Below are 11,279 nucleotides of genomic sequence, written 5' to 3' on the forward strand. Positions count from 1 at the left end.
ATATGAACGTAGACTATTCGGCCTATGAAGGCTGGGAGCTGACCGGTAAAATAAAAACAGTGCTGCTGCGGGGGAAGGTAGCCATTAACAATGGCGAATGTTTGCTGGACAAGGGTTACGGACAATTTGTAAAACGCGGAAAGGTGAGTGGAAAAATATAGTCCATGGTCCATAGCCGATGGTCCATGGCACAGACCTGTAAGAAATGTAGTGCGGATAATGCAGGTATAATGAATGTCATTTACTCGAAATACACAATATACGTTCAAGGCTATGGACTATGGACCATCGACCATGGACTAAACCAAAATCACAATTATGCCAAGAATCATTAAATCCGGCCTTATTCAAATGAGCCTGCCTAAAACAGAAGGTGAAGGCAGCATTGAGGAGATCAAGGAAGCCATGATCCGGAAACATTTGCCGCTGATAGACGAAGCAGGACAAAAAGGAGTACAGATCCTATGCCTGCAGGAAATATTCAGCACACCTTACTTCTGCCCCGGGCAGGATGCACGCTGGTATGCATCGGCAGAAACAGTGCCCGGCCCTACTACAGAGCGCATGGCTGCTTATGCTAAAAAGTATAACATGGTGATCATTGTACCGGTGTATGAAAAAGAGCAGGCCGGCGTATTGTACAATACAGCTGCAGTGATCGATGCCGATGGTACTTACCTGGGCAAGTACCGCAAAAATCATATTCCGCATACCTCCGGTTTCTGGGAAAAGTTTTTCTTTAAACCCGGCAACCTGGGCTACCCGGTGTTTCAAACACGTTATGCAAAAGTAGGCGTGTACATCTGTTACGACCGGCATTTCCCGGATGGCGCCCGTTGCCTGGGATTGAACGGCGCAGAAATAGTTTACAATCCTTCTGCTACGGTAGCCGGCCTTTCCCAATATTTATGGAAGCTGGAGCAGCCGGCGCATGCGGCCGCCAACGGATATTTCATGGGCTGCATTAACCGTGTAGGTACGGAACAGCCCTGGAACCTGGGTAAGTTTTATGGCAGCTCTTATTTTGTAGATCCGCGCGGACAGATATTCGCCACTGCATCAGAAGATAAAGATGAATTACTGATAGCTGAGTTTGACCTGGATAAAATAGAGGAAGTAAGAAGTGTATGGCAGTTCTTCCGCGACCGGCGCCCGGAAACTTACGGCAAGCTCACCGAGCTCTAAACCTGTTATTCCCTGACATTAATACATTGCTATGGCCATTGTGAACAACCGCCTGAGCGCTGAACAGTACAACCAGAACTTTAGCGACATACACCCTCCTTTTGAAAGCCGGGAAGCTGCGCTGGTAGAGGCTAACCGCTGCCTGTTCTGTTATGATGCGCCCTGTATTAAAAGCTGCCCCACCAGTATTAATATCCCCAAATTCATTAAGCAGATAGCTACGGATAACATCAAAGGATCGGCCCACACCATTTTCAGCGCCAACATTATGGGCGGTGGCTGCAGTAAGGTATGCCCCGTAGAAAAGCTGTGCGAGGGTTCCTGTGTATATAACCTGATGCACGAAAAACCCATTGCTATTGCCAAGCTGCAAAGACATTCAACAGAAAAGGCTATCAATGGCCAGTGGCGCCTGTTTGAGCGTAAGCCTGCCACCGGTAAAAAAGTAGCTGTTGTAGGCGCCGGCCCTGCCGGTTTAAGCTGCGCGCATGTGCTGTCCCGGGAAGGTATTGATGTAACCATTTTTGAGAAGGAAAGTAAAGGCGGCGGCTTAATGACCTACGGCATTGCAGCTTACAAAGTAACGCCGCAGTTCTGTGAAGATGAGGTGAACTACATTACCTCCTTAGGCGGCATTCACATTCAGTACAACAAAGAGTTAGGGAAAAACCTTACCCTTTCTGAGCTGCAAAGGGATTACGATGCCGTGTACCTGGGTATTGGCGTAGGCGTGGCGCGTCAGCTGGATATACCCGGCGAAACGCTGGATGGCGTCGTAGATGCCATTCAATTTATTTATGAGCTGCGCAGTAAAGGTTACCCCGCCGTACCGGTAGGCGATAAGGTAGCTGTAATAGGTTTGGGCATGACGGCCATTGATGCCGCTACACAAGCCAAACGTTTAGGCGCAAAAGAGGTGACCATTGTATACCGCAGAACACAGGAAGAAATGCCCTGCACGGAAGCTGAGCTGGAAATTGCGAAGCTGGATGGCTGTAACCTGCAATGGCTGGCCGCCCCCAAAGAAGTGAAGGGACAGGATGGGAAAGTGCAGCAGCTTATCTGCAGCATTATGCAGCTAAGCGCACCGGATGCCAGCGGCCGCCGCGCACCGGTAGACACCGGTAAAACCTTTACACTGGAAGTGGACATGATCATTAAAGCAGCAGGGCAGGTACCTTTTGAGGCGCTTATTGCCAGCGAGCAAATACAACATCAGCAGGGAAAGATCATCATTAACCGCAACGCTACCAACCTGCCCGGCGTATTTGCCGGCGGCGATTGTGTGAACGGCGGTAAAGAAGTGGTTGACGCAGTGCAGGCAGGGAAGGAGGGCGCGGCTGCGATATTGGAGTATTTAGTTGGCAGTTAGCAGTTGGCAGTTGGCAGTCCGGGTGAATTTTACCAGATAATCTGTAGTGATACTTATAGCGGGTTTACATCCTCCGGACTGCCAACTGCCCACTGTCAACTGCCAACTATCTTAACTTTCTTTGAACTATAACCTTTCAAACATGGCTGATATATCCGCAAACTTCCTGGGCATAAAATCCCCCAACCCCTTCTGGCTGGCCAGCGCGCCGCCTACCGATAAAAAGTATAATGTGCTGCGTGCACTGGAAGCCGGCTGGGGCGGTATTGTATGGAAAACACTGGGATCGCAGGTGAAAAATGTATCCAGCCGCTACTCTGCAGTAGACTATCATGGCAGCCGCGTAATGGGCTTTAATAATATAGAGCTGATCAGCGACCGGCCACTGGAGCTGAACCTGCAGGAGATCAGGGAATGTGTAAAGCTGTTCCCCGACCGCGCCATGATCGTATCCCTGATGGCAGACAATGACCGCAGCAGCTGGCATGAAATGATCGCTAAGGTAGAAGATACCGGCGCGCATGGTATAGAGCTGAACTTTGGCTGCCCGCATGGTATGAATGAAAGAGGCATGGGTTCAGCGGTTGGCCAGGACCCTGAAATTGCGCGCATGGTAGTGGAGTGGGTAATGGAAAAAGCCACGATACCAGTTATTACCAAGCTTACGCCCAATGTGCATTCCGTAGTACCTACCGGCAAGGCGGTGGTGCAGGCAGGCACTAATGCGCTGTCGCTCATTAACACCATTCAATCCGTTACCGGTATTGACCTGGATACACTGATCCCTAACCCGAATGTTGGCGGGCAGTCGGCTTTTGGCGGGTATTGCGGCCCGGCGGTAAAACCCATCGCCCTAAAAATGCTTACCACCATTAGCCAGGATGCTGTCACTTCCCGTGTGCCCGTGTCCGGCATAGGCGGCATCAGCACCTGGAAAGATGCAGTGGAGTTTATGCTGCTGGGCGCCTCCAATGTGCAGGTATGCACGGCAGTAATGAAACACGGCTTCCGTATTATTGAAGACCTGTGTGAAGGGCTCAGCAACTGGATGGATGAAAAAGGTTTTGCTACGATCTATGATTTCATCGGGCAGTCTGTAAACCGCATCACCAAATGGGAAGCGCTGGATATTAACTATCACATTATTGCCAACATTCACCAGGATAAATGTGTGCATTGCGGCTTATGTTACATTGCCTGTGAGGATACCTCGCACCAGTCCATACACCTGGAATATGGAAAACCGTATAATACCTACACGGTAAAAACGGAGGAATGTGTAGGCTGTAATTTATGCAAGCTGGTTTGCCCGGTTGAAGATTGCATTACCATGGATGAACATCGCAAAGGCCCGGAATACCTTAACTGGACGGAGTATCAGCGGAAAGGATTACCCTTGAACGATCATTGAGCAGGTCCTGAAAAGCAATCACTCCTGCCACCGGTTAAAGTGGAGGAGTGATGTTTATAATGGGTTAGTAAGTAACAAAGTTGTACATAAACTCACATATACCGTGCCATAATCATGAATGCACGGGTTGCACACCAGCTGCTTTTAATTTCTCTATAATGTTATCGCCAATATTCTTCCCTTGCGTTGCGCCGTTCTCAATAGAATCACGGAAATGGATACCGCCATACAGCCGTGAAATGGCTGCTTCCGCAGCAGCCTGCAGAAAGGACGTAAAGCTGCGCGCACGGATCTCGAACATTTCTTCTGAATTATCTGTAAAGGAGAATTGATCGCCCATCAGGTAGGTAAGCACCTGCGCAGTGGCGGTTGACATTACGCTATGACCGCTGGTATATTCCGGGAAGGGTGGTGTTTGCAGCAACGGTTTCCAGTTCACATCAATATAGCGGTTAATATACGTTTCAGGCCGTATGCGGTTGCTGCGGAATTTTTCATCCCAGCAGCTGATAAAGGCATCCATTTCCGTAATGGCTGTAATGGTATGCAGCAGCAGGGTTCTATCAAAATCCAGCTTTGCCTTCTTTGCGGCAATACCTGCAATATTCATCCAGTGCCCGCCCGGTGTTATTTTTTTAAATCCAACAGCCATATGCCCCGCGGTGGATACCGCAAAGGGATTACAATCCCAGAAAGCCGCAATCACCAGCTCTTCCTGTTTGGGATGAATGCCTGCCTCATACACTTCTTTGCTCAGGTTATAAAAAGCGCTGCCGCTATCTTTGCTGAAAGGTACCGGCGGCGCCGGTGCAAAGGCATTACAGGTATCTATTACCATGGGGCGGATGGTTTTCCAGTGCGGCTCCACCGCTTCAATATAAGCCGGCGGCGTAGGATACCAGTAGCCTTCTCCCTTTACAGGTGTATAACGTACCCGTGCGCTCAGCTGGTTGTAGTGATCTTTTTTTGACCAGTTAATGATCTGCGGTACTACTTCCTTAGCTACAGCTACTGAGCGGTCAATTACTTTTTGCGAAAGCTTTTGCTTTTTAAAAGTGGCCAGCAGCTTTGCCTGCTGCGCTTCCAGCATAAAACCGGAAGGCAGCATTAGCCGCCCGGCTTCCAGTATGGCATATACGGCGGCGGCCTCATAGTTATAATCATCCTTAGCGCCGCTAATGGTAATAACAGGGTATGATCTGATAAACCCGGCTGCTTTGGGCATGCTGCTATTATGCTGCGCCACTATTTCATATGCAGCTGCAGTGCAGTAAGCATAATACCGGGCGGCTGCCGGCGGGTTCACCACATCATGCAGCATTACCATGGTAATATCCCAAACAGCGGGTTGTACCTGGTTGCTAAGATCTGCTGCGGGCCGCTGGGCATAGCCCAGCTGGCAAAAAAACAAACAAACAATTATCCATTTTCCCATAACTATTGTTCTTTGTATAGTAAAACGCCTACGTTATTTACACCTATCACCATATACTTTTCTGCCTTGATGGTTATTTCTGTGGCAGATTTTACATCACCGGCCACGGATAAGCCGGAAACAGCCGGCTGCATGTATTTAAATTGTCCCTTGCCATCGCCCTGCAGCAAACAGCCATAGCTGGCATCCATGCTGCCTATTTTTAAACGGTTATCACTGTGGTTGCCTAATAACAGCAGGTCTGTTTTACCATCGTGATCAAAGTCGCCGGTCATAATTTTGGTAACTACGGAAAACTGCGCCTGTAAAGGCAATGGGGCAGGTACAAATTTGCCGTTCTTATGCAGGAAGCATTGTGTACGGCAATCCGTTATAGTTAGCTTACCGGATTTGGACAATTCGTCTGCGCTGAAAATCTCCTTCATGGTAGCATCCGCATAATTCTTATAGGAGCTGAATTTGCGGCGCATGGGATAGATCTGGTCATTCAGCTCATCCCGGCTCACAAAAGGATAGCTTACCCCTTTAATATAACAGTTAAAGAAAGGATCAATGGAGCCGTTGCCGTCAAAGTCTGCGTAGTACAGCTCTGCCGGCTCTTTTTCAGAAGTATGCACCTGTGTGTTCAGTCCCAGGTTGCCGGCAATAATATCTTCCTGCCCGTCGCCATCCACATCTGCCAATGCCATGCTGAACCAGCAGCCTTTGGGCATCTGCTCAAAATATTCGCTGGTTTTATTTATAAAACCTCCGGCAGTGTTCAGGAATAAGGTTACCGGCATAAACTCCCCGCAGAGCAGCAGGTCTTTACGGCCGTCTTTATTTACATCGGTCCACTGTGCATCCGTTACCATACCAATGTTGGCAAAAGGCACGGCAGCGGCGGTAAATTTCCCTTTACCATCATTCACCAGCAGCCAGGAGGCCGGCGGTACGGGATATTGGCCGGGTATTACGCGCCCCCCTATGAACAGGTCCATATCACCATCATTATCAAAATCACAGGCACGCACACACGATTTGCTGTTGGCGCTCACATCCGGTAAAGCATCTTTGGACAGCACCAGCTTGCCCTTGCCATCATTCAGGTACAAAACATCCTGCAGGGCGGGCGTATGGGGCTCAAATAAAGCATACCCGCCTTTGGCCAGGTACAGGTCATTAAACCCATCGCCATTGGCATCAAAGAACAGCGCATCGGCTGTTACCGGGCCATCTTCCGCATCCAGCACAGTTTCATTGCTGATGCTGTATGCGCCACTGGACTGCTGTACGAACAGCCTTCCGGGCTGGTTCTTATCACTGCTGATGTACAGGTCCTCCCGGCCGTCGTTATTCACATCTCCCTTTGCCAGCACGGGCCCTGCGCTGGAATACATGAACAGCATCAGCGGCTGCCGCTTAAAGTCATTCACCTGGTCATCCTCATGTTTATAACCAATAATGCCTTTTGTTCTGCTGAAGAGTGTTTTAGCTGCGGCATCCTTTTGCAGTACCGGCGCTGTTACACCCGCATAGGCTACTGCCAGCTGCTGGTTAGCAGCTACATTGGTCAGCAGCTGCGTGGTATGGTCCGGCCAGGTAATACGTACAGAATCTGCCTGCTGTGCATTACCCAATCCAAAATGGAGATGGGCTGGCAGGGCAGAAAGGTATCCCCTGCCGGGATTCACTTCCTCATACTGCAGGCCGCCATTGGCATATACTGTTACCTTAGCGCCAATAGCTGCTGTATTGCCGGTTTTGGCCTGCAGCTTTATGCCCAGGTAGTTGCCTTTATTTTGTTCCCGGCTCAGGTTCTTATACACGGCTGCCGGTTCATTAATATTATTGATCACCAGGTCCAGGTCACCATCATTATCCAGGTCGGCATATACTGCTGCGCTGGAAATGCCGGTTTTGGTAAAGCCCCAGTCCTTTTGTTTGTTGGAGAAAGTAAGGTCATGCTCATTCCTGAAAACGTAGTTCATCAAAGTGGTGGAAGGCATAGATGTTACCAGGTCCATGAGCATTACCGGCTCACGGTCCACTGCTTTTTTCACTTTATAATCGCCCCAGTATTTTAAAAAATCTTTGTTGGTATAGTCCCTTAAATAACCGTTGGTAACAAACAGGTCTTTATACCCGTCATTATCCAGGTCGGCCAGCAGCGGGCACCAGCTCCAGTCTGTATTGGAGATCCCTGCAAGCTGTCCTATCTCACTAAAGGTGCCATCGCCATTATTCAGCTGCAGCATGTTGCGCATGTACTGTTTGTACAGGCCCTGCGATAGCATCAGCTCAAAGGATTCATAATTTTCCTGCAGCTGTAATAATTTCTGGCGGCGGTTATCTTCCGGCAGCATATCCAGCGTCAATACATCCGGCAGGCCATCGTTGTTATAATCTGCAATATCTACACCCATGGAGAACTGGGAAAGATGCCGGAAACAGTTCTGTGTATCTTCCCGGAAAGTACCATCCTGGTTGTTCAGGTACAGGTGATCGGGTTCATTATAATCGTTGGTCACATATACATCGGGCCAGCCGTCCTGGTTAATATCAGCTACGGCTACGCCTAAACCAAAAGTCAGCGGGTTTTGTATGATGCCTGCTTTTTTGGAAACGTCTGTAAAGTGATTGTCTTTATTTTCGTAGAGCTTATTGCCCGCCAGGGAATCCGTTTCACCGCGGCGTTTGGCCAGCTCCATATTATCGATCTTGATCACGTTATGGTTCAGGAGGAACATATCCAGGTCGCCATCATTATCATAATCAAAGAATACGGCGGTGGTGCTGTATCCCGGATCATCCAGCCCATATTCTTTAGCGCTTTCTTTAAATTTCAGGTTGCCCTGGTTAATGAACAGCTGGTTGCGGCGCTGGTCAAAAGTAGTTTTGCCGGAGTAACAAACATAAATATCCAGCAGGCCATCGCCATTTACATCGGCCATGGTAACGCCGGTTTTCCAGGCGCCGCCGCGGCCTTCCAGCTCTTTGGATGCGTCCCTGGTAATATCTTTAAATTTCAGGCCGCCCTGGTTCAGGTATAGTTTATTAGGGCCCATATTGGCGGTGAAGAACAGGTCGTCCAGGCCGTCGTTATTAATATCGCCTACGGCTATGCCACCGCCATTATAGAAATATTCGTATGCTAATACATTCAGGTGTTCGGTTTCATTGATATCATTACTGAAACGGATATTAGTGGTTTTAGGCGGTAACAGCTCAAAGAGAGGCTGCTGCGCCTTTACAGCTATGGGCAAACAGCTTAGTAATACCGTAGTAATGATCAGGGAAGTGGAATTTTGCATGATGCATTATATTTTTCAACCGCTTCAGCAACACAGCAGGCCGGGTTACAAAAGCAGATGCAGCGGACCTACCCGCTGCATCTACTCTACATTTATTGCTCTTACATCAACATTTAAAACAGGTTATTATTTGTCCCACCATACGCGTGAGGTCCAGTTGTCACCGGTTCCTATCCTGCTCACCGCATCGTTGTAGTTAGCCTTGTTCAGCGTAGCTTCGATCGGTGGATAAGGCTGTCTTCTGGGTATGGTGCCATTGGAGAAATTACCCTGGTAGTTTACAGGAGTAAGCACAGGGTAGCCGGATCTTTTCCAGTTGATCCATGTTTCCACATACAGGAAGAAAGCGCCGGTAGTAGCCCAGTATTGCTCATTGATCTGTTTCAGGGATGCATCCAGGGAAGTTATATTCAGCGGATGCGCCAGTGCATATGCATCAGCAGTGGCTGCGCTGATGGCGCCATCTGCACCCAGTACTGCCAGGGACTGCAGGGCTGCAGATACACCATTGCGGTAGTGTACAAGGGCTGTACCACCTACGCTCCATCCTCTTGCAGCAGCTTCTGCCAGCATCAGCTCTGTTTCAGCATAGGTGAGCACAAAAATATTACCGCTCCTGTTAGCATACAGGGAAGTACGGGGACGGGAATATTTGCCGATAGGCGTAGCGTTCGCGCCTGTACCGGTACCGCCGGGGTAGCCCGGTGCATGCGTAACATCTGTTGGGCCGCCGTTCAGATCATATCCGTTAGGCAAGCCTAATTGCACAGCAGCAGTTGTTACCCCGGGGCTGGCAGTTTGGTTAGCTGCCAGGCCATCAGCAGGTACTTCTGCAATTACACCCAGGCGGGGATCATTGTTAGCCCTGAGATAATCAATAAATGTTTTGCTCCAGCGGGTCTGGTAAATATCCGTATTATATACCCTGGCCTGGGCATTATCGTGCCCGGTGCTGTTCTGGGTAGCTATAAAAGCATCATCCGCAACGCCGGCAAAGGTGCCGCCGGTAACTGCTTTCTCTGCCCATGTTTTGGCAGTGGCTGCATCTACCTTTGTTAAGCGCATAGCCAGGCGTAACATTAATGAGTAGCCGAATTTTTTCCACTTGGTAACATCTCCTTTATAATACAGGTCGCCGCTCACAGCTCCACCGGATGCACTCAGCTGGCCAATGGCAGCTTCCAGGTCTTTGAGCATGCTGTTATAAACATCCTGTTGTTTATCATACACTGGTTGATTAACGCCGGCCTTACCCTGTAATGCCTGGGAATAAGGAATATCGCCATACACATCCGTTACTTGCTGCAGGAACAACACTTTCAGAATCTTGCAGATGGCGTTCAGGTTGCTCTTTGATGCATCATCAGCCGTTAAATTTGCAGCTTCATATACCAGGCTGCCGGCTCCTGTCCAGAACTGATCGCTTTGGCCGTAATTGTTGTTCCAGAGACGCGCCTGGTAATCGGGCGTACCGCTGGATGGTACATATTTATCAGCATTGGAAAGGTAGTTGGAGCTCAGCGATGAGGTGGATGCCATGGTTTGCGCCCACATGCTGGTGAACAGGGAAATGTTATACCCCTGTGAAGAAAACATGTACTGGGCGCTGGTCAAAAGATAATTTGGATCATAATTATCAGCACCCGTCTGCGTAGGATCGGTATTGATCTCCTCAAAATTCTTGGTACATCCCGCCTGTAGCAGTGCAGAAGCGATACCAATATATATCAGTAGTTTTTTCATGTTCCTTGCTTATTTGAATTTGATATTAACGTTTACACCGTATGTCCTGGTGGAAGGTAAACCGGTACCTTCAATGCCAGCATATCTCACCACAGTGGAAAAACCTGATTCAGGATCAATATTATCACTGCGTTTCATTATTGTCCACAGGTTGCGGCCTACTAAAGAAACCTGTACGGTACGGATCAGCGGCACGCCGGCTAACACTTTTTCAGGAAGAGTATAACCCAGTGTAAGCTGGCGCAGCTTAATGTAATCACCGTCCAGTACACTTATTGCAGTGATCCTTTGAGCTACCGCCTGGTAATAATCCTGTGCAGATGCGTTTTTAGTATTCTGCGTACCATCTTCACGTACACCTACGGTAAAACCGCTTTCCCTGTTCACCAGGGTAGACTTGTTCAAACCGCGGTAAACGCTTTCAGCAGCGGAAGAAGAAAGCACCTTATTGCCATAATTGTAATCGATCAGGAAGGCAAGGCTCACCCCTTTGAAGTTAAACTCGTTGTTCAGGCCACCATATAAAGTAGGCAATACGCTGCCCCTGTATACCTGGTTGCCGGCTAAAGGTAACCCGGAGGCATCTACTACGATATCGCCTTTTGCATCATACTTGTAATCATATACCTGGATCTGCGGACCAGCCATTCCCTGTACGAACACGGTATTGGCATTGCCATGGTTGAAGCGGTTGGTACCCAGCGAAACCGGGTTACCTGCTGCATCCGTTTTCAGGATCTTATTGTGTACAGAAGTTAAGTTGAATGAGGTATTCCAGCTGAAATTCCTGCTCTTAACAGGCGTGCCGGTCACCAACACTTCCAGGCCCTTGTTCTGGGT

The 11,279-nt window shown here is 48.9% G+C and carries 6 protein-coding genes and 1 pseudogene; 3 read left to right on the forward strand and 4 right to left on the reverse strand.

Translation table 11 applies throughout. The annotated features are described in order from the left end of the window. Positions 1-318 precede the first annotated feature (318 nt). From VIM87_RS11660 to preA, 3 genes are all read left to right on the forward strand, one after another. Entirely contained in the window at positions 319-1,185 is an 867-nt protein-coding gene (locus tag VIM87_RS11660; protein WP_331997164.1) for a nitrilase-related carbon-nitrogen hydrolase, read from the forward strand. A gap of 31 nt (positions 1,186-1,216) precedes the next feature. Further along, positions 1,217-2,557: an NAD(P)-dependent oxidoreductase gene (locus VIM87_RS11665; RefSeq protein WP_331997165.1), complete on the forward strand. Its 1,341-nt coding sequence runs from the start codon at positions 1,217-1,219 to the stop codon at positions 2,555-2,557. 142 nt (positions 2,558-2,699) lie between these two features. Then, a complete protein-coding gene (gene preA, locus VIM87_RS11670) occupies positions 2,700-3,968 on the forward strand; it encodes an NAD-dependent dihydropyrimidine dehydrogenase subunit PreA (protein WP_331997166.1) in 1,269 nt (422 codons plus the stop codon). A 112-nt stretch (positions 3,969-4,080) separates the two neighbouring features. On the opposite strand, the gene VIM87_RS11675 is transcribed toward preA, so the two are convergent. The 4 genes and pseudogenes from VIM87_RS11675 to VIM87_RS11690 all read right to left on the reverse strand — a co-directional run. Continuing rightward, positions 4,081-5,403 carry a vanadium-dependent haloperoxidase gene (locus tag VIM87_RS11675; RefSeq protein ID WP_331997167.1) on the reverse strand — a complete coding sequence of 441 codons (1,323 nt, stop codon included), beginning with the start codon at positions 5,401-5,403 and terminating at the stop codon, positions 4,081-4,083. A gap of 2 nt (positions 5,404-5,405) precedes the next feature. After that, positions 5,406-8,696, reverse strand: a complete 3,291-nt coding sequence (locus VIM87_RS11680; RefSeq protein WP_331997168.1) for a VCBS repeat-containing protein — start codon at positions 8,694-8,696, stop codon at positions 5,406-5,408. Positions 8,697-8,822: 126 nt separating this feature from the next. After that, a complete protein-coding gene (locus VIM87_RS11685) occupies positions 8,823-10,439 on the reverse strand; it encodes a SusD/RagB family nutrient-binding outer membrane lipoprotein (RefSeq protein WP_331997169.1) in 1,617 nt (538 codons plus the stop codon). 9 nt (positions 10,440-10,448) lie between these two features. Next, positions 10,449-11,279: pseudogene (locus VIM87_RS11690) on the reverse strand (SusC/RagA family TonB-linked outer membrane protein); the annotation flags it as partial.

The sequence above is a fragment of the Chitinophaga sp. genome, assembly GCF_036569125.1.
Classification (GTDB): Bacteria; Bacteroidota; Bacteroidia; order Chitinophagales; family Chitinophagaceae; genus Chitinophaga.

Excerpts from the sequence above, each read along its gene's own strand:
- VIM87_RS11660 (WP_331997164.1), top strand. The coding sequence starts at position 319 with ATGCCAAGAATCATTAAATCCGGCCTTATTCAAATGAGCCTGCCTAAA.
- VIM87_RS11665 (WP_331997165.1), top strand. The coding sequence starts at position 1,217 with ATGGCCATTGTGAACAACCGCCTGAGCGCTGAACAGTACAACCAGAAC.
- preA (WP_331997166.1), top strand. The coding sequence starts at position 2,700 with ATGGCTGATATATCCGCAAACTTCCTGGGCATAAAATCCCCCAACCCC.
- VIM87_RS11675 (WP_331997167.1), bottom strand. The coding sequence starts at position 5,403 with ATGGGAAAATGGATAATTGTTTGTTTGTTTTTTTGCCAGCTGGGCTAT.
- VIM87_RS11680 (WP_331997168.1), bottom strand. The coding sequence starts at position 8,696 with ATGCAAAATTCCACTTCCCTGATCATTACTACGGTATTACTAAGCTGT.
- VIM87_RS11685 (WP_331997169.1), bottom strand. The coding sequence starts at position 10,439 with ATGAAAAAACTACTGATATATATTGGTATCGCTTCTGCACTGCTACAG.